Genomic DNA, 17,802 nt, shown 5'->3' with positions numbered 1-17,802 from the left:
TGTCCGTTCGCACGGAAGGGGACGGCCCCCGTTCAGCGGGTGTCCCAGCCGCGTCCGAGCGGAAGCAGTCCGGCGGTGCGTGCGGCGCGCCGGTCCGTGATCCAGGCCTCGACCGCGGCCACGGAGCGGTCGATCGGCCTGCCCGTGGTGTCGAGCACCTGGACGGACCATCGCGGGTCCCCGGCGACCCAGCCGGCCCACCGGTGCCATGCCGGCCCCTGACGGCCGCTCTCGACGAGGACCTCCGGCCGGTGGCGCGGGTCGCGCGCGTGACCCCGGTGCCAGTCGGCCCAGTTCAGGAACGCGTCGACGGCCGGCGCGTCCCACGTTCCCGGCTGGCGCCGCTCCAGCCGTTCCCGGCGCTCGTCGTCGGCGACGTCGACCAGGCACATGGCGATGCCGTCCAGCAGCGGCGCGGACGGCGCGGCCAGCACCTCGCCCAGGGGCGCCTGCCCGGTCACCAGCAGGTCGGTGCCGCGCTCCTGACACTCCAGAGCGCGACGCACCCAGAACTCGCTCGGGGCGTCACGCGGGGCACCGGACTCGTCCACGTCATGAAAGGCCAGCTCCGGAAAGCGCCGAGCCGCGGCGCACGCGATCGTGGTCTTGCCCGAGCAGCTCGATCCGGTCAGATACAGCAGCATCCGCCCACCTTGACCCCGCGCACCCGGCCTCCACGCCCGAATATCCGACGACGGGACGGGGCACCTGCCCGGTGCCCCCGTGGCTTCTCTCCCGGTGCCTTTGTCCGCGGCCTAGTTGAACGCCCCGAACGCCTTCGAGAACGCGAACCTGTCCTGGACGATCGAGCTGCACGTGGCCTCGGCGGAGTTCTTCGCGCCGCCGTCGCACTGCTTGTCCCGCGCCGCCGACCACATCGACAGGCCGCCCAGGCCCTTGGACCTGGCGAAGCCCACCAGCTGGGTGGCGTCGTCGACCTTGAATATCTCGGACGAGACGTCGTTGACACCGATCATCGGGGTGACGGCGACCGTCTTCCAGGCCGCGCTGTCGGAGAGGCCCAGCACGCTCTTGACCTGGGCCTGGGTGGCGGTGGCCGCCTGCTCGGCGTAGGTACCCATGTCGCCGCTGTACGAGGCGCCGTAGTCCATGGCCATGATGTTGACGGTGCCGGTCCGCACGCCGTTGGACTTGGCGTCGGAGAGCAGGTTCACGCCGTCCTGGGTGAGGCCCTCGGGCATCACCGGGAGGGTGAAGGAGACATCCAGGCCGGGGTGCGCGGCCTGGAGCTTCGCTATCGCCTGGGCGCGCCGGGTGTTGGCGGCGGTGTTGGGCAGCGCGCCGCCCTCGACGTCGAAGTCGACCTTGGTCAGCTTGTACGCGTCCACCACCTTCCCGTACGCCGCCGCCAGCGCGTCCGCCGAGGAGCAGGTCGTCGCCAGTTCGGAGCCGGAGGCGCCGCCGAAGGAGACACGGACGTCACCGCCCTTCGCCCGGAGCGAGCCGATCTGGGAGGCGACCCCGTCGCTGCCGAGGTCCGTCACCCCGCCCCACTTGGGCGTGCAGCCCCCGCCGTCGGTGACGAAGGCCAGGTTGTAGGTCTTCACGCCGGTCGCGTCGGCGCTCGCGAGCAGATCGAACGCCGGGTAGAGGGAGGTGTCCACGTAGGGCGCGAAGCCGGCGCTCGCCGTGGTGCCGGTGCCGGTGCTCTGGGACGGGGTCGGCGTGGGCGTGGGGGTCGCCGGCTGTGTGGGCGTCGCGGTCGGGGTGGTGGGCGTCGGGGTGGGGGTCGGCGACTGCGTCGGGCGGCCGCTCGGCTCCGGTGTCGCGCCGCCGTCCGCCGAACACGAGGCTCCGTCGATACGGCAACCACTCGGATCGCCGCTGCCGTTGACCACGAAGCCGACGGTGACCGACTTGCCCACCGCGAGACCGTCGGTGTCCCACTTGGCCGGCGTCACGGTGACATGCTGTCCGCTGACGCTGGACTCGGCGTTCCAGAGGGAGCTGAGCCGGGCGCCCGACGGCAGGTCGAACTCCAGCTTCCAGGTCTTCTCCGGGCCGCCGCTGTTGTTCGTCACGACGTACTGCGCGGTGTAACCCGTGGACCAGTCACTGGTCCTGGTGTAAGCGGCGGCCACGCCGGCCGCCTGCGCGGTGCCGGTGAGGAGCAGGGCGCCACCGCCCACGACGGCCGCGGCCACGAGAGAGCCGATCGCCTTGTTCCTGCCGCTGACCTTGCGCCGGTGCGTGCTCATGCGCGTGCCTGCCTTCGCTGTTCACGGGGGATTCCCGGGGTGGGTGCGGCAGCACGCTAGCGAGCCGGAAACGGGCAAAGTGCCTGATCCGGACGAGGGTTGGGGATCTTAGGGTGCGCTTAAGGAAGGGATCGGGGACGGTTAAAGGTAGAGACCAATTTGCTCTGTCTGCGCCGCCGCGCCGACCGGTGCCCCCGCCCGCCGGGCGACCGCTCCCGCCCGTCCAGCTGGATCCAGATCCGCACCTCGGTCCCGCCCAGCACGGACGAGCCGATCCGTACGTCGCCGCCGGTGGACTCGGCGAGACGGCGGACGATGTCCAGGCCGAGCCCCGTCGAGCCGTCGTGCCCCGAGCCCCGCCCGCGGGCCATCGCCGCCTCGGGGTCGGATATCCCGGGGCCCGCGTCGGACACGAGCACGATCACCGCGTCCTCGCCGTTGTGCACGTCGACCGCGAAGGCGGTGCCCTCGGCGGTGTGCCGGAAGACATTGCCGAGCAGCGCGTCCAGCGCGGCCGCGAGGTCGGCCCGGGCCACGGGTATCCGCACCGGCCGGTCGGCCCCGGCCACCCGCCACTTGCGGCCCTCGTCCTCGGCGAGCGCCGACCAGAACCCCATCCGCTCGCGCACCACCTCGGCCGCGTCGCACCCGGCGCCGGGCCCGGCCGCCGCGGTCTGCGGTTTGGCGTCCCGGGCGGTGCGGATGATGGTGTCGACCTCGCGCTCCAGCTGGGCGACGGCGGCCCGCGTCTGGTCGGCGGCGGGCCCCTCTCCGAGCGAGGCCGCGTTCAACCGCAGCACGGTCAGCGGCGTACGCAGCCGGTGCGACAGATCGGCCGCCAACTCCCGCTCATTGGCGAGGAGTTGTACGACCTGGTCGGCCATGGAGTTGAACGCGACCGCCGCGAGCCGCAGTTCGGTCGGCCCTTCCTCCGGCACCCTGGAACCCAGCTTGCCCTCCCCCAGTTCGTGCGCGCCCTCGACCAGCCGCTGGGCCGGCTGCACCATCCGCACGCCCAGCCGGTCGGCGACCGCGACGGATCCGACGATCAGCGCCACGCCGACGCCCGCGAGCACCGCCCAGGCCGTGCCGACCCCGTTGCTGACCTCGGACTCGGGCACGAAGACCTCGACGACCGCGATCGCGCCGGAGCTGAGCGCCACCGGCGAGAGCAGGGTGGAGCCCCCGGCGACCTCGGTGGTGGAGGCGCGCCCCAGCTTCCGTACGGTCGCGATGTCCTGGTCGGCGGCGCGCTGCCGGCCGATGTCGACGGCCGCCTGGGCCCCCGCCGCCGGGATGTGCACGGCCATGCCGGAGTCCGAGCCGGCCGAGGCGACGACCCGCTCCAGCTGGTCGCGTTCGGTGGTGATGGACAGCGCCGGGGCGACCGCGGCGGCCTGCCGTTCGGCGTTCGAGAAGGCGCGGTCCCGGGCCATCTCCCTGATGACCAGCCCGAGCGGCACGGCGAAGGCGACCACGACCATGGCGGTGACCGCCAGACAGACCTTGACCAGTGCCCATCTCATCGCGGCGGCTCCGATGCGCTCGGCGGCTCCAGCTTCACCCCGACGCCCCGCAGCGTGTGCAGATAGCGCGGTCGCGCGGCCGTCTCGCCCAGCTTCCGCCGCAGCCAGGACAGATGGACGTCGATGGTCTGGTCGTCGCCGTACGACTGCTGCCACACCTCGGCGAGCAGCTCCTTGCGCGGTACGACGACGCCCGGGCGCCGGGCGAGGAAGGCGAGCAGGTCGAACTCCCGGCGGGTGAGGTCAAGTCGCGTGCCGTCGAGTTCCGCCTGGCGGCGCAGGGGGTCCACGGTCAGGCCGCCGACGCGCAGGACGGAGGAGGGCGGGACGTCGCCGGGGGCGGTACGGGACCGCCGTAGCACCGCCGCCATCCTCGCCGACAGGTGTTCTACCGAGAAGGGCTTGGTGAGGTAGTCGTCCGCGCCCGCGTTCAGCAGGCGGACGATCTCCGTCTCGTCGTCCCGCGCGGTGGCGATGATCACCGGTACGTCGGTGATCCCGCGCAGCATCTTCAGCGCCTCGGACCCGTCCAGATCGGGCAGTCCGAGGTCGAGGACGACCACGTCGAAACGGAAATGGGCGACCTCGCGCAGCGCCTCCAGCGCCGTCCCCACACTGCGCACGGTGTGCGCGGCATCGGTCAGGTGCCGGATCAGCGCCGAGCGTACGAACTGGTCGTCCTCGACCACGAGCACACTTGCCATGCGCGGCACCGTACGCCATGCGGGCGGGTCGCATCCGGGCCTGTGGACAACTCCCGACCGAGTGCGGCCCGTGGGGCGGGTGAGGCAATATGGCCCGCGATGCGCAGAGGACTCGTACACATGCTGGCTTGGTCGCTCGCCACGGGCGCGGCGGTCACGCTGTCGTGGTGGGGTGTCCACACGGTGATGGCGGGCACGGCGTACGACCCGCCGCGCGCCCTGCCGATCACGGCGGCCGACGCGACCACACAGGAGTCGAAGCCGCTGGCGTCGTCGACGGCGGGCCCCGCTCCGTCGCGGACCCCGGCGGGCAGGCCGTCCCCGACGCCCACACCCGCCGCGTCGCGGACACCGGCGCCCAGCAGCCCCGCCCCGGCCGGCTCCCCCACCGCCTCCGGCCAGGTCAAGAGCTATGACACCGACGGCGGGCGGGCGGTCTTCGACCTCGGCGAGACCACGGCGTCGCTCGTGATGGCGACCCCGGCGGCCGGCTGGTCGATGCAGACGTGGAAGACGGACACCTGGATCCGCGTGGAGTTCACCTCCGGCACGAACAAGGTCTCGGTGATCTGCACGTGGCACGACGGGCCGCCCCATGTGGAGGTGGGCAACTACTAGGGTCCACCCGAAGCGTGCCGACCGTCGGCCCGGAGTTCGGGAAACCGCTCTAGCGGAACACCGAGGGCGGTGGCGCCGGGGAGGCGACCGCCGCCGCGTCCGTGACCGGCGCGGCCCCTCCGGTGAAGTCGACCAGTGGGCGGCCGTGTTCGACGCGGCCGGGGTGCGGATCGCCCGCCGCCCTGCGGGTGAGTTCCGCGACCGGCAGCGGGGTGTCGGAGGCGACGAGGACCGCGTTGCCGAACCGCTTGCCGCGCAGCACGGTCGGGTCGGCGACCAGGGCGAGTTCGGGGAAGCGGTCGGCGGCGGTGGCGATCTGGCCGCGGAGGTGGGCCAGCGGCGGACCGTCGGCGAGGTTGGCGGCGTAGACCCCACCGGGGCGGAGGGTGCGGCGGACCTCGTCGAGGAACTCGGTCGAGGTGAGGTGGGCGGGGGTGCGGGCGCCGCTGAACACATCCGCGATGACGAGGTCGGCCCAGCCGTCGAGGACCTTGGCCAGCCCTTCCCGGGCGTCCACGGCACGCACCCTGATCCGGGCGTTCTGGTCCAACGGCAGCCGCCTGCGCACCAGTTGGACGAGGGCCGCGTCGCGTTCGACGACCTGCTGGGTGGAGCGGGGGCGGGTGGCGGCGACATAGCGGGCGAGTGTGAGGGCGCCCCCGCCGAGGTGCACGGCGTGCACGGGCTTGCCGGGAGGTGCGGCGAGGTCGATCACATGCCCGAGGCGGCGCTGGTACTCGAAGGAGAGGTAGGAGGGCTCGTCCAGATCGACGTGCGACTGCGGCGCCCCGTCGATCAGCAGCGTCCAGGCCCGCGCCCGGTCCCGGTCGGGTATGAGCTCGGCGAGCCCACCGTCGACGGTCTCGACGACGGGTTCGGCGCCGGCACCGTTCCGCCGGGGGTTCCTGGACTTTCCCATTGACCCATTATCGACGGCCGCGAGCGGGGCCGCCCGCGCGGCGACGGTCACCGGCAGTTGTCCGCCGCCTCGATCAGCCGCGCCGCCTCCCCCAGGGCCTGCCGCAGCACGGCCGGGTCGGTCGCGAGGTCCGCCTCGCCGGGCGGCAGCAGCCAGTCCGAGCCCTCCACGGGCGGCTCGGGGTTCAGGCTCAGCCCCCGCCCGTCGGTCTCCGTACAGGTGCTGCCGGGGACGTCCCACGCGGCGGCCGTACCGGGCGGCACCAGGAAGCCGAGGGTGTCGCAGCCGTCGTCGTGCAGTACGGGCCCCACCGCGTCGCAGGCCCCGCGCCGCAGGATGTCGACGGCCTCGAGACCCTGCCGGGCCGGCACGGTGACGAGATCGCAGGGGCCCTCGGGGAGAGGAGGCGCGCTGTGGTCCGGGGTCGGCGGGTGCCCCATCGTCGTCAAGGGCGCCGTGAGCTGCTCCGTCGTCAATGGCATCGTCGTCCGCATCCCGGTCTCCACCACAAAACCCCTCCTTGAACGAAGCGGGTCGGGAGTCGGGCGGCTCCCGGTCCACCGGGTCAAACGCTCGCGACCGTCAACGGCTACGGCGGAAGTCAGCCACAAAGGATGGCAGTTCATGGCAGATCCCGGATGAGATATCCGGTTTGTAGGCAAACCCTGCGTGGCGGGTCCGGCACAGCGGGTACGTTCTTGCCCGCCGGAAACAGGGTGTCACACGAACAACTCACCCCAATTCCGGCATGGTTCGACGGTTCGCACGAGAGGACCCGGCCATGGCGTCGTCAGAGGCGACCTCGTCCCCGCCCATGCCCACCCCACCACCCCGGCCCAACCTCGCCTTCCGGCAGCTGCGCGGCAGGCGCTCGCCGGCCGAGTTCGCCGCGGCGGTGCGCCGCGCGGCGCGCGAGATCGGGGAGCGGGTCAGCTGCGACGCGCGCTATGTGGGCCGGGTGGAGGCGGGCGAGATCCGCTGCCCCAACTACGCGTACGAACGGGTGTTCCTGCACATGTTCCCCGGCCGCACCCTCACCGACCTGGGCTTCGCGCCCCGGTCGTCCGTACGCGGGCGCAGGACCCACACGGCCGATGAGACACCGGGGGCGTACGAGCCGTATGAGCGGGAGGAGCCGTACGGCACGCAGGACCGAGAGCACGACGAGCCGGACGTGCACCACGCGCACCACGAGAACCACCCGACGTACGACAACTACGAGGAGAGCGACGTGCTGCGTCGCGCATTCATGACCGGCGGGGGCGCCACCGTGGCCGCCGCCTCGCTGGGCCCCATCGGGCTCGCCTTCGACGCCGCGGCGGCGGGACGCGCCGTCCGCCGGCCCGGGACGAGCGACGCGTACGCGCTCGAGGACGCCGTACGCAGAATCCGGCTGCTCGACGACCGGCACGGCGCGGACGGCCTGTACCGGCGCGCGTCGGCGCCGTTGCGCGCCGCGTACGCGCTCCTGGACGCCGGCGCGACCCGGCAGGCGACCGCGGACAGACTCCACTCGGGCGCCGGTGAACTGGCCATCTCCGTCGGCTGGTTGGCCCATGACTCCGGCCGCTTCGACGACGCCCGCTCGCACTACGCGGAGGCGCTCGCGACCGCCCGGATGACCGGCGACGACGCCCTGGAGGCGCACGCCTTCTGCAACACGGCGTTCCTCGCCCGTGACGCCGGACGGCCGCGGGAGGCGGTCCGGGCCGCGCAGGCCGCACAGCGCGTCGGGCGCCCCCTGGGCTCCGCCCGGCTGATGTCCCTGCTCGCGCTGCGCGAGGCGGGCGGCTGGGCGGGGCTCGCCGACCGGGCGGGCTGCGAGCAGGCACTCGCCCGCGCGCAGGCCCTCTTCGAGCGGGGCCCCTCGGACGCCGACCCCGAGTGGATGAGCTTCTACGGAGAGGCCGAGCTGGAGGGCCTGGAGGCGCAGTGCTGGTCGACGCTGGGCGACTGGCGGCGCGCGGCCCGGCACGCACGGCAGGCGGCCCGTCTCCAGGACCCGCACTTCAGCCGGAACATCGCCCTGTACACGGCGGAACTCTCCGACGACCTGGCCCGGGGCGGCCGCCCGGACGAGGCCGCGGCGGCCGGGATGCGCGTCCTGGACCTCCTCGACCAGGTCCAGTCCTCCCGCATCCAGACGATGCTCGCGGGCACGGCGAGGGTGCTGCTGCCACACCGCCGGGCGACCGGCGTCTCGGGTTTCCTGGAACGCCACGCCTCCTTGCCACGCACGGCCTGAGCCACCCGCCCGGGACATCGGCCGAGCCCTCCCCAGGGCGCTTCTGGTGGATCTCCGCGGCGTCACAGCGCCCGGCACGCCCTCCCCCACTCCCGGCTTCGCTCGAGCGGGGGCCCCATGCCGCACGCCGATCGCAAGCACCGGACGCCGCTCCTTCCACCGCGGACATCCACCAGAAAGGCCCTAGGCCAGGTGCCCCAGGTCGTTCCAGGTCTCGAGCGCCGGCTCCCCGTAGGCCCATCCCAGGATCGAGAGGGACGTCGGGTTCAACCTGATCCGGGCCGCGAAGTCGATCGGCAGGCCCAGCCAGCGCGCCCCGATCGACCGCAGGATGTGCCCGTGGGCGAACACCAGCACGTCCCGGTCGGCCTCCCGCGCCCAGGCCACCACCTCGTCGGCCCGCGCGGTGACGTCGGCGAGGGACTCGCCCTCCGGGACCCCGTCCCGCCAGATGAGCCAGCCGGGCCGCAGCACCTGGATCTCGTCCGGCGTCATGCCCTCGTAGGCGCCGTAGTCCCACTCCATCAGCGTGTCCCAGGAGGCCGCACGCTCACCGAACCCGGCCAGTTCGCACGTCTCACGCGCGCGTGCCAGCGGACTGGTCCGCACCTCGACGTCCACCAGCCCCTCGAACGGCGCCCGGTGCAGGCGCTCGCCCAACAGCTTCGCGCCCCGGCGGCCCTCCTCCAGGAGCGGTACATCGGTCCTGCCGGTGTGCTTGCCGGACAGTGACCACTCGGTCTGTCCGTGCCGGGCCAGCAGGATGCGCGGTGCCATGAGCGGAGGGGGCCTTTCCAGAAGAAACCAGGGGCGGAACCCCTCCATCATCGCGCACGCTGTCCGGGGGCAACCCGGCGGCCGATCTCTGCGTCTTCGGTGACCGAGGGCGCCCCACGGAGGGCGCGCGCGTACGCCGTAAAGTGGCACGACCGATCAGCACGCCCCGGCCACCGGGCGCCACGCGAGAATGAAGGGGGAGGCGATCGGATGCCGAAGACCGAGACGACACCGGGCATCGAGGAAGCGGCCCCGCGCGTGCGTCTGCGCTGGTGGACGGAGCTGCCGCTGATCCTGCTGGTGTACGCCTGCTACTCGGCCGGCCGGCTCCTGGCGCGCGGCAACAGCACCGGCGCCGTCGACCACGGCCTGGACATCCTGCGCATCGAGAAGTTCCTGCACATCAACGCCGAGCACCCGCTCAACCGCCTCTTCACGCGCGAGTCGTGGCTCGGCGTGCCGGCCGACTTCTGGTACGCGTCGCTGCACTACCTGGTCACGCCCGCGATCCTGGTCTGGCTGTTCCGGTCCCGTGCCGTGCACTACCGCGCGGCCCGCACCTGGCTGATGACGTCGACCTTCTTCGGCCTGATCGGCTTCACCCTGCTGCCCACCTGCCCGCCCCGTCTCCTCGACGCGAGCCACGGCTTCGTGGACACGATGGCCCAGTACAGCTCGTACGGCTGGTGGGGCGGCGAGGCCAGCGCACCGCGCGGTCTCGGGGGCATGACCAACCAGTACGCGGCCATGCCGAGCCTGCATGTGGGCTGGGCGCTGTGGTGCGGGGTCATGCTGTGGCGGTACGGCAGGACGCGTACGACGAAGGTCGCCGCCGTGGCCTATCCGCTGCTGACGACGATCGTGGTCATGGGCACCGCGAACCACTACTTCCTCGACGCGGTGGCGGGCGCGGCCGTGATGGGGGTGGGGCTGTTCCTGACGCCGTATGTGATGCGGGGCGCGGACCGGATCAGGGAGCGGTTGCCCTTCGCCACAGGGGGCTCTCAGGTCGCGGGTTCCTCAATTGTCAGTGGCGGATGCCAGACTTCCGCGGGTGAGCGATTTCCACGGCAGCGCGAGTCCCGGGCCGGGTCCGGGCCAGGACCGAGGGCCGAGCCCGGTGCCTCCCCCACGGACGCGGGGGAAGGCGCTCCGGCAGCGGCTCGCTGAGCTGCGCGGTCCCGAGGTACCGGCCAAGGCGCTGGACGCGCGCGCCCTGGCCGCCCTCGCCGCCAACCCGGGGTGCAGGCGCCGCGCGCTCCTGGACGGCGCGGGGGTGGACAAGACCGCCCTGGCGAGCGCGCTGGGCTCCCCGTCCGCCTTCGGGCAGTCGCAGTTCGCGCTGACGCGGGGCAACGCCTTCGAGGCCAAGGTCAAGGCGGACGGCGGCGCGGAGCTGCTGCGGCTGGTGCACGAGAAGCTGGACCGTCGCGCCGAACCGCCCGCCGGCGCGCAGGTGCCCGACCTCACGGCGATCGGCCCCGAGGGCCGCACCGCCCGTACCGCGCTCGCCCTGCGCGAGGCGACCGCCGCCGCGGGCACCTGGACGCTCCTCGACCACCCCATGCTCGCCCTCGACGTGGCCGGCTCCCCCGCCTTCCTGGAGCCGGACGCCGTGGTCGTGCACCCGGACGGCCGCTGGACGGTCGTGGAGATCAAGTCCTTCCCGATGCTGGACGGTGCGGCCGACCCGGCGAAGGTCGGCGCGGCGGCCCGGCAGGCGGCGGTGTACGTGCTGGCCCTGGAGGAGGTCGCCGCCCGGCTGGACCCGGTGCCGGAGGTGAGCCCCCACGTCCTCCTCGTCTGCCCCAAGGACTTCTCCAACCTCCCCACCGCCTCGGCCGTCGACATCCGCAAGCAGCGCGCCGTCACCGGCCGGCAGCTGGCCCGGCTCACCCGCGTCGAGGACATCGCCGACACCCTTCCCGAGGGCACCTGCTTCTCCCCCGGCCTGCCCGCGGCCGACCTCACCTCCGCGGTCGAGTCGGTCCCGGCGACCTACGCCCCCGAGTGCCTCTCCGCCTGCGAACTGGCCTTCCACTGCCGAGACCGTTCCCGCGCGTCGGGCGCGGTGACGTCCCTGGGCCGCTCGGTCCGCGCCGAACTGGGCGGCCTCACCACGGTGGCGGACGTCCTGGCGGCCGCCCGAGGGGAGGCCGGCGATCCGGACGACCCGGCGGTGGCGGCCCTCCGGCGGGCGGCGCGGCTGCGGGCGGAGGCGCTCGGGGCCGTGGCGGCGGGAGGTGCGGCCGGATGACCGGACTCACGCACGCCCCCGTGGCCGCACACGCCGAGTCGGCCGGGGAGGTCACGCCATGTCGCTGATCTCGACCCTCGCCCGCCTCGAAGCCGTCGCCACCGGCCGCGCCCAGCCCGCCGCCACCGTCCGGCACCGGCATCTCGCCGACCGCCCCCTGGTGCTCGTGCCACTGACCACCGCCGGTGAGGCCGGTGCCCCGCTCGGCGCGCTGGTCGGTACCGACCGGGACGCGCCGCGCCTGCTCGTCGTACCGCAGCCGCGCGACCGCGACCTGCGGTTCGCGTTCCTGGCCGAGCTCGCCGACGTCGTCCTGCCGTACATCGACGAGTACGCGCGCGAGGTGGAGGCCGCCGAGCGCAACGAGACCGACCCCGAGACCGGCAAGCGGGTCAAGGTCGAGGTCGAACTGTGCGCGGACGCCCCGCAGTTGATCGTGCCCTCCCGCGCGGGCACCGATTTCGTACGGCTCCTCGGCCGCTCCATGCGCTTCCGGCGTACGGCGGAGCAGGACCCGGAGACCCCGCACCCCGCGCCCCCGCGCGTACCGCTCCTCGGCCGCTGGCTGACCCACTTCGGCGAGCGCGCCCGCGTCCCCGGCTCCTCCCTGCTGCTCGCCATGACCGACGTCCTGTCCCGGCACTGGGCCACCGGCCAGTCCACTCTGGAGGACCAGCATCTGGGCGCCCTGCTCGCCTGGATCGCCCCGCCGGAGGGAAGCACGGGCGCCGAGGCGGCGCTGCGGGCCGAACTCGCCCGCGACCCCGGGGGCCGGCTGCTCTGCCCGCCCGCCGGCCCCGCCACCGACCCGGCGTTCGACAACAAGCTCCTCGCCCCGGCCATCGAGCGCTACGACCGCGCGCGTACCGCCCTCGCCGCCGCCGAGGACGGTCTGGAGGCGGACGACCGGCTGGGTGAACTCACCGACGCCGAGCGGAACATCCGCGCTCTCGTCGCGAGCGTGACCCGGCCCACCTGGGACAAGGTGTGGGACGGCCTGGACCTGCTGCGCACGCTCCCCGTCGGCGCGCATGTCGAGGGGCGGTGGACCCGCGACCGCTGGTCGTTCACCGCTCACCGCGACCGGATCACCGCGGGCGAGCCCCCGCAGCCGCGCCGCGACGACGCGGTGACCGCCGCGAGCAAGCTGGCCTCGCGCGAGCGCGAACAGGCCCGTCTGGAGGCGCAGGAGGCCCTCGACGACCCGCTGGTGATGGCGGGTCGGCGGCTGTCCGGGGAGGCGTTCGCGGGTGAGGTCACCGATGTGGTGATGGCGTACAGCGAGAGCAAGCGCCCCAGTCCGCGCCCGCTGGTCACCGTCCGCACCGACGACCGCCCCCATCTCGGCGAGCGGGCGAAGGCGTACCGCTCGCTGGGCGGCAAGCCGCAGACGACCGAGTTCGTCGGCCACGAGGAGTCCCCCGACGGCAGCTTCCTGCTGGTGCTGCGGGTCCTCGACAGGATGGGCCGCGGCAAGGAGCCGGAGGCCGGATCGGTCCCCGAGAAGGGCGACCGGCTCTGCTTCACCCTCTTCGAGCACGAGCAGCGCGGCGGCCCCAAGCTGCCCGACCCGGAGGAGACGCCGTGGACGCACGGCGGGCCGCCCGGTGAGGCCGTGGCGGAGAGCGCCGACCCGACGACCGCGGAGGACGTGCTGTGACGACGGTTTCCGACCAGGGTGTTCTCGACCCCGGGACCGCGGCCTCCCGGGCGACCGACGCGATCCTCCACGACACCCTGCACGGCACCGCGCGAGGCGTGGTCGTCGACTCCCCGCCCGGCGCCGGCAAGTCGACGCTCGTGGTGCGGGCGGCCCTCGAACTGGCGGACGCGGGGCACCCGTTGATGGTGGTCGCGCAGACGAACGCGCAGGTCGACGATCTCGTCCTGCGGCTCGCCGAGAAGAACGCCGAACTTCCCGTCGGGCGCCTCCACAGCAGCGACGCCGACCCGTACGACAAGGCGCTGGACGACTTGCCGCAGGTCCGCAAGTCGGCGAAGGCGGGTGACCTCACCGGCCTCCCGGTCGTGATCTCCACCGCCGCCAAGTGGGCGCATGTGAAGGTCGACGAGCCATGGCGGCACGCGATCGTCGACGAGGCGTACCAGATGCGCTCGGACTCCCTCCTCGCCGTCGCCGGCCTGTTCGAGCGGGCCCTGTTCGTGGGCGACCCCGGCCAGCTCGACCCGTTCTCGATCGTCGGCGGCGAACAGTGGGCGGGACTGTCGTACGACCCCTCCGCCTCCGCCGTGACCACCCTTCTGGCCCACAACCCCGAACTGCCGCAGCACCGGCTGCCGGTCTCCTGGCGTCTGCCCGCGTCGGCCGCGCCCCTGGTCTCCGACGCGTTCTACCCGTACACACCGTTCCGCAGCGGCACGGACCACGGCGACCGGAGCCTGTCCTTCGCGGTCGCCTCGGACGGCTCCGGCCCCGACCGGGTGATCGACGCGGCCGCCGAGTCGGGCTGGGGCCTGCTGGAGCTGCCCGCCCGGCACACGCCCCGCACCGACCCGGAGGCGGTGCGGGCGGTGGCGACGGTCGTACGGCGCCTGCTGGACCGGGAGGGCGCGGCGCGCTCGGAGCGCTCCCCGCGGCCCGCGCCCCTCACCCCCGACCGCATCGCCGTCGGCACGGCCCACCGCGACCAGGCGGCGGCCGTCCGGGCGGCACTGGCCGAGCTGGGCGTCACGGACGTCACCGTCGACACGGCGAACCGGCTCCAGGGCCGTGAGTACGACGTCACGGTCGTCCTCCACCCTCTCTCCGGCCGCCCCGACGCCACCGCCTTCCACCTGGAGACGGGCCGCCTCTGCGTCCTGGCCTCCCGCCACCGCCACGCCTGCATCGTCGTGTGCCGCGCGGGCGTGAGCGACCTCCTCGACGACTACCCGTCCACAGAACCGGTCCAGCTGGGAACCCTGGTGAAGTTCCCGGACGGCTGGGAGGCGAACCACGCGGTACTCGCCAGGCTGGCGGAGCACCGGGTGGCCTGGGGGGCATGAGCGACGGATCCCTGAAGCGGGCCGACGAACGCCGGACAGGCGCCTCCTCGCCGGACGGTGTCCGGCACGCCGCCGAAGGCGGCCAATGGACACAGCCCGGACGGCTGGGAGGCGAACCACGCGGTACTCGCCAGGCTGGCGGAGCACCGGGTGGCCTGGGGGGCATGAGCGACGGATCCGTGAAGCGGGGGAGCGGGAACATCGCGTGGTCCGGAGGCCTTGAGAATGCCGGGATGAGGGGCTGAGCGGGGGCTGAGCCCTCGTACCCCTGACCCTCTTGCGCAGCCGCGAGACAATGGACGTTGGCCCGGTGGCCGGTTCATGGTCGGCCGGCTGTGACGGATGAGCGTGACGTACGAGGAGGAGAAGACATGGCGGAGCAGACGCCGCGTCGGAACGAACCGCGGCTGCGCCCCGCGCCCCTGCTCTTCGAGCCCGCGGAGGTGGCCTCGGATCCTGAGCACTTCTTCGACCTGGAGTCGATCGACGACCCACGGGCGTTGCTGGCCCGCGCCACGGAGCTGACGCACGCCTTCCGCGCGGCGGCGGACCGGGCCGTGGAGTTCCAGGCGATGGCGGCCGCGCAGCTCGCGGACCCGCGGCGGTTCGACCGGCTGACGCCGGCGGACATCGCGGAGCGGGCCGAGTGGACCGAGGACTACGCCAAGAAGATGGTCGAGTTCGGACGCGACCTGATGCGGGGTGCCGAGGGCGAACTGGGGTCGGCGGACCCGGTGTGACCGCCTTGAGCGGAACCCGGACCTGACCCCTCGCACGCCTCGCCCTGCGGCCCACTCTGAATACACACCACTTCGGTCTGGCATATGCCAGGTGGGCAAGATACCCGTCCCCTGCCCGCCCTGTCCCGGCTTTCGACAACCCTCGGGAACGGCCCGCTCACAGCCGGTAGATGTAGATGCCATGAGCAGTGACCTCACCACCCCGGACGGAGCCGCCTGGCTCGCCTCGGCAGGAACGTCTCCGCGCAGCACGCTCGCCCTGTGGCGGGAACGCCCCGACGCCCCGGTCGTGCTGCCCTGCGGCTCCGTCTTCGATGTCGTCGGCGTACCCGCGGTCTTCGGCCGCCGTATGGTCGACCGGCTCTGGTCGGAGGGACCGGGCTCGGGTCCGGTGGCCGCCTTCCGGGGCCGGATGATGCTGTTCGCCGCGCCGGGTACGGCCCAGCGGCTGCCCTCGCTGCTGGCATGGGAGGAGTTCGGCCGTACGGGCGCGATCCCACCCCTCCTGTGTCACGGCGTCGGCGACGCGGTCACCGTCCCGGCCCTGCTCTCCACCACCCCGCCGACCTCCGGCGACTCACGCTGGCTGGTCGCCCCGGACACCCGTCACCCCTGGCTGCCGGGCCCGGAAATCGTGCTCTGGGCCGCGGTGCGGGCGGCCCGGGCGGCCGTACGGATATCGATTTTTCCTCCCGCCGATCAGGATGCTAAGGTCTACGACGTCAGCAGGCGCCGCTAGCTCAGTTGGTTAGAGCAGCTGACTCTTAATCAGCGGGTCCGGGGTTCGAGTCCCTGGCGGCGCACGATGGCGATGGCGAGGTGTGTTCGCGGAAAGCGCGAACCGGCCTCGCCATCGTTGTTTGTGCGCGGCTTCGCCGCGTGTTGTGGGGGCTCCGCCACCCACACCCCCTTCACCGCCGACCGAGGTGACCGTAGGCCCAGCCCCAGCCGCACTCTCGCCCGGCCGCCATCCACCCTCGGCATCAACCCGTACCCACCCTCACCACCGACCGATGCAGCCGCAGGCGGCCCAGCACCCGGCCCCCACCGCGCCGCACTCTCCCTCCCGCCACCCGCACATCGGCGCCCACCTCGCCACCGGTCGATGCAGCCGCATGCCCAGCACCCAGCCCGCCCCGCGCACTATCCCCGGCTGCCATCCGGCCTCATCCGCACGTACCCACCCCCACCAATGCAGCCGCAGGCGGCCCAGCACCCCGACCCCCTCCCCGCCACTCCCCACCCCTCGGCGCCCCCGCACCGCCTCACCACCCCCGACACCCCCGCAAACCCGGTATCACCCCGCTGTGATCTTTACTGTCCAGGCGCCTGCCGCTGTTCGGGATTCTGCGGTTACTCGTACGGTTGTGCCGGGTACCGGGAAGGTCTGGCCGAGGGTGATGGGGGCGTCTGCCAGGGGTGGGTAGACGGAGGTCTCCCAGCAGGCCTCGGTGTGGGGGTGGGCGTCGATGACCTGGATGGGGCCGCCGCCCGACGCCGTACCGCTGCGGACGCGGTAGACGAGGATGCCGGAGCGGCAGGCGGCGGTGTCGTTGCCGACCGGGCCGCGTGCCTCGAAGGCGAGGACGCTGTCGGGGCCGGTGCGGACGACCGCGAGCTTGGTGCCGCGGCCGAACCCGAAGATCGGCGACCCGGCCGCACCGGTGACCGGCATTCCGGGCCCCGCGTCGAGCGGTTCCAGCGTCAGCCGGGTGACGCCGACCTCCTTCACGCACACCACCTGGCGCGGTTCCAGCCACCCCAGCTTCCACTTGTGCCAGCCGAAGAGGTCGGGCGCGAGTCCGAACTGGCTGCCCATCAGGTCCCAGTCCCCCACGTACGTGTCCCAGTCGCCCTTGCCGTCGGCCGGCCGGTGGTACAGGTCGGGCAGGTCGAAGACGTGCCCGGTCTCATGGGCGAGCACCAGACGGTCCGGCGGGTGCTTCTCGAAGACCGTGACGACCCGGCGGATGTCCGTGCCGTCGGCCCTGAGCGGGGTGTCCAGGTTGACGACCTTCGTCGCGTCCGAGTCCACGCCGGGCGCGTCCGGGTCGGCGACGAAGTACACGACGTCGTACCGGGAGAAGTCGACCCGCGGATCGGCGACCGCGAGCGCGTCACGCAGATAGGCGGCCCGGTCCGCGGGATCCCAGTCGCGCTGTATGGCGTACGCCGTCGACGGCTTCGGCATCCGGATCCACCGCTTGAGCGGGTGCGGCCGCAGGGTGAACCTGCCGTACGAAGCGCGTTCGAAGAAGCGGCTGGTGGCGGGGAAGTGGTCCGCGGCGAGTTGGGCGGGCGTGGTGCGCGGGGTGGAGTCCGGGAAGGACAGGAAGACCATGACCGCGTCCAGCCTGCGGGCCGGGCGCGGATAGGCGGCGTTCCAGGTGTCGAGGCCCTCCGAGTGATGGGCCTCGGTGCGCTGCAGGGCGCACGGGATGGACGAGAAGGGCTCGGCGACCGAGGGACCGGTGATCAGCGAGGTCGCGGCGAGCGCGGACAGGGTGGTGCACACGGCGGCGGTGCTGCGCAGTCGGGGGGCCCTGAGGTACTTGAGGGCGAACTGACGCGGCACGGACACCTCCGGGAGCGGTAACACGGGACACCGCACCCAGCTTGTGTTGGTTTGTCATACTGCGCCCTGTTTGACTGCCCCGGACGAGTGAGCCGACCGACAGTCCGTCAGGTCCGACACCCCCGAATCGCTCACGGAACGTCACAAGTGGTCGGAGCCACGGAGAACCCGTCCAGCTGCGGGCAGAAACGATCTGTCAGAAGTGCCGCTCGATCC

Annotated in this window: 16 protein-coding genes and 1 tRNA gene; 9 read left to right on the top strand and 8 right to left on the bottom strand. The window is 73.1% G+C overall.

From position 1 onward, the window contains the following. Positions 1-32 precede the first annotated feature (32 nt). From ABZT17_RS33945 to ABZT17_RS33930, 4 genes are all read right to left on the bottom strand, one after another. Positions 33-644 (bottom strand): hypothetical protein, encoded by a 612-nt coding sequence (locus ABZT17_RS33945; RefSeq protein WP_356354680.1) that lies wholly within the window; start codon positions 642-644, stop codon positions 33-35. Positions 645-755: 111 nt separating this feature from the next. After that, positions 756-2,219, bottom strand: coding sequence for a cellulose binding domain-containing protein (locus tag ABZT17_RS33940; RefSeq protein ID WP_356354678.1), 1,464 nt, complete (start codon positions 2,217-2,219; stop codon positions 756-758). Positions 2,220-2,338: 119 nt separating this feature from the next. Further along, positions 2,339-3,745, bottom strand: a complete 1,407-nt coding sequence (locus ABZT17_RS33935; protein WP_356354676.1) for a HAMP domain-containing sensor histidine kinase — start codon at positions 3,743-3,745, stop codon at positions 2,339-2,341. Beyond that, complete coding sequence (locus ABZT17_RS33930; protein ID WP_356354674.1) at positions 3,742-4,449, bottom strand: response regulator transcription factor; 708 nt, start codon at positions 4,447-4,449, stop codon at positions 3,742-3,744. Before ABZT17_RS33930 ends, ABZT17_RS33935 begins: the two co-directional genes overlap by 4 nt. A 99-nt stretch (positions 4,450-4,548) precedes the next feature. Here ABZT17_RS33930 and ABZT17_RS33925 point away from each other — a divergent pair, with 99 nt between their 5' ends. Beyond that, positions 4,549-5,067 carry a hypothetical protein gene (locus ABZT17_RS33925; protein ID WP_356354672.1) on the top strand — a complete coding sequence of 173 codons (519 nt, stop codon included), beginning with the start codon at positions 4,549-4,551 and terminating at the stop codon, positions 5,065-5,067. A 49-nt stretch (positions 5,068-5,116) separates the two neighbouring features. Here ABZT17_RS33925 and ABZT17_RS33920 read toward each other — a convergent pair whose 3' ends face one another. Together ABZT17_RS33920 and ABZT17_RS33915 are read right to left on the bottom strand one after the other, a co-directional pair. Beyond that, positions 5,117-5,986, bottom strand: a complete 870-nt coding sequence (locus tag ABZT17_RS33920) for a fused MFS/spermidine synthase (protein WP_356354670.1) — start codon at positions 5,984-5,986, stop codon at positions 5,117-5,119. 47 nt (positions 5,987-6,033) lie between these two features. Continuing rightward, positions 6,034-6,426 (bottom strand): hypothetical protein, encoded by a 393-nt coding sequence (locus ABZT17_RS33915; RefSeq protein ID WP_356354710.1) that lies wholly within the window; start codon positions 6,424-6,426, stop codon positions 6,034-6,036. A 341-nt stretch (positions 6,427-6,767) separates the two neighbouring features. Between ABZT17_RS33915 and ABZT17_RS33910 the strand changes: the two genes are divergently transcribed. Beyond that, entirely contained in the window at positions 6,768-8,231 is a 1,464-nt protein-coding gene (locus ABZT17_RS33910) for a hypothetical protein (protein ID WP_356354667.1), read from the top strand. A 183-nt stretch (positions 8,232-8,414) separates the two neighbouring features. On the opposite strand, the gene ABZT17_RS33905 is transcribed toward ABZT17_RS33910, so the two are convergent. Further along, a complete protein-coding gene (locus ABZT17_RS33905; RefSeq protein ID WP_356354665.1) occupies positions 8,415-9,008 on the bottom strand; it encodes a histidine phosphatase family protein in 594 nt (197 codons plus the stop codon). A 210-nt stretch (positions 9,009-9,218) separates the two neighbouring features. On the opposite strand from ABZT17_RS33905, the gene ABZT17_RS33900 reads away from it, so the two are divergent. From ABZT17_RS33900 to ABZT17_RS33870, 7 genes are all read left to right on the top strand, one after another. Beyond that, a complete protein-coding gene (locus ABZT17_RS33900) occupies positions 9,219-10,178 on the top strand; it encodes a phosphatase PAP2 family protein (protein WP_356354663.1) in 960 nt (319 codons plus the stop codon). Further along, the gene (locus ABZT17_RS33895) at positions 10,129-11,265 is read left to right on the top strand and encodes a hypothetical protein (RefSeq protein ID WP_356354661.1); all 1,137 of its coding nucleotides are present in this window, start codon (positions 10,129-10,131) and stop codon (positions 11,263-11,265) included. Before ABZT17_RS33900 ends, ABZT17_RS33895 begins: the two co-directional genes overlap by 50 nt. A gap of 58 nt (positions 11,266-11,323) precedes the next feature. Beyond that, complete coding sequence (locus tag ABZT17_RS33890; RefSeq protein ID WP_356354659.1) at positions 11,324-12,925, top strand: hypothetical protein; 1,602 nt, start codon at positions 11,324-11,326, stop codon at positions 12,923-12,925. Then, the gene (locus tag ABZT17_RS33885; protein ID WP_356354657.1) at positions 12,922-14,271 is read left to right on the top strand and encodes an AAA domain-containing protein; all 1,350 of its coding nucleotides are present in this window, start codon (positions 12,922-12,924) and stop codon (positions 14,269-14,271) included. Before ABZT17_RS33890 ends, ABZT17_RS33885 begins: the two co-directional genes overlap by 4 nt. Positions 14,272-14,642: 371 nt before the next feature. Beyond that, positions 14,643-15,011, top strand: coding sequence for a hypothetical protein (locus ABZT17_RS33880; RefSeq protein WP_356354655.1), 369 nt, complete (start codon positions 14,643-14,645; stop codon positions 15,009-15,011). Positions 15,012-15,192: 181 nt separating this feature from the next. Then, the gene (locus ABZT17_RS33875) at positions 15,193-15,750 is read left to right on the top strand and encodes a bifunctional DNA primase/polymerase (protein ID WP_356354653.1); all 558 of its coding nucleotides are present in this window, start codon (positions 15,193-15,195) and stop codon (positions 15,748-15,750) included. Next, a tRNA-Lys gene (locus ABZT17_RS33870) sits at positions 15,741-15,814 on the top strand. The genes ABZT17_RS33875 and ABZT17_RS33870 overlap by 10 nt, the downstream gene beginning before the upstream one ends. Before the next feature lie 494 nt (positions 15,815-16,308). Here ABZT17_RS33870 and ABZT17_RS33865 read toward each other — a convergent pair. After that, positions 16,309-17,586 (bottom strand): M6 family metalloprotease domain-containing protein, encoded by a 1,278-nt coding sequence (locus ABZT17_RS33865; protein ID WP_356354651.1) that lies wholly within the window; start codon positions 17,584-17,586, stop codon positions 16,309-16,311. Positions 17,587-17,802: the final 216 nt, after the last annotated feature.

It is taken from the genome of Streptomyces sp. NPDC005648 (assembly GCF_040605395.1).
Classification (GTDB): domain Bacteria; phylum Actinomycetota; class Actinomycetes; order Streptomycetales; family Streptomycetaceae; genus Streptomyces.
This window is presented reverse-complemented; position numbering and strand designations above follow the sequence as displayed.

Bases quoted from the DNA above. Each gene is read 5' to 3' on its own strand.
- ABZT17_RS33910 (WP_356354667.1), top strand. From the start codon at position 6,768: ATGGCGTCGTCAGAGGCGACCTCGTCCCCGCCCATGCCCACCCCACCA.
- ABZT17_RS33930 (WP_356354674.1), bottom strand. From the start codon at position 4,449: ATGGCAAGTGTGCTCGTGGTCGAGGACGACCAGTTCGTACGCTCGGCG.
- ABZT17_RS33915 (WP_356354710.1), bottom strand. From the start codon at position 6,426: ATGGGGCACCCGCCGACCCCGGACCACAGCGCGCCTCCTCTCCCCGAG.
- ABZT17_RS33945 (WP_356354680.1), bottom strand. From the start codon at position 644: ATGCTGCTGTATCTGACCGGATCGAGCTGCTCGGGCAAGACCACGATC.
- ABZT17_RS33900 (WP_356354663.1), top strand. From the start codon at position 9,219: ATGCCGAAGACCGAGACGACACCGGGCATCGAGGAAGCGGCCCCGCGC.
- ABZT17_RS33875 (WP_356354653.1), top strand. From the start codon at position 15,193: ATGAGCAGTGACCTCACCACCCCGGACGGAGCCGCCTGGCTCGCCTCG.
- ABZT17_RS33925 (WP_356354672.1), top strand. From the start codon at position 4,549: ATGCGCAGAGGACTCGTACACATGCTGGCTTGGTCGCTCGCCACGGGC.
- ABZT17_RS33935 (WP_356354676.1), bottom strand. From the start codon at position 3,745: ATGAGATGGGCACTGGTCAAGGTCTGTCTGGCGGTCACCGCCATGGTC.
- ABZT17_RS33920 (WP_356354670.1), bottom strand. From the start codon at position 5,986: ATGGGAAAGTCCAGGAACCCCCGGCGGAACGGTGCCGGCGCCGAACCC.
- ABZT17_RS33890 (WP_356354659.1), top strand. From the start codon at position 11,324: ATGTCGCTGATCTCGACCCTCGCCCGCCTCGAAGCCGTCGCCACCGGC.
- ABZT17_RS33940 (WP_356354678.1), bottom strand. From the start codon at position 2,219: ATGAGCACGCACCGGCGCAAGGTCAGCGGCAGGAACAAGGCGATCGGC.
- ABZT17_RS33905 (WP_356354665.1), bottom strand. From the start codon at position 9,008: ATGGCACCGCGCATCCTGCTGGCCCGGCACGGACAGACCGAGTGGTCA.
- ABZT17_RS33880 (WP_356354655.1), top strand. From the start codon at position 14,643: ATGGCGGAGCAGACGCCGCGTCGGAACGAACCGCGGCTGCGCCCCGCG.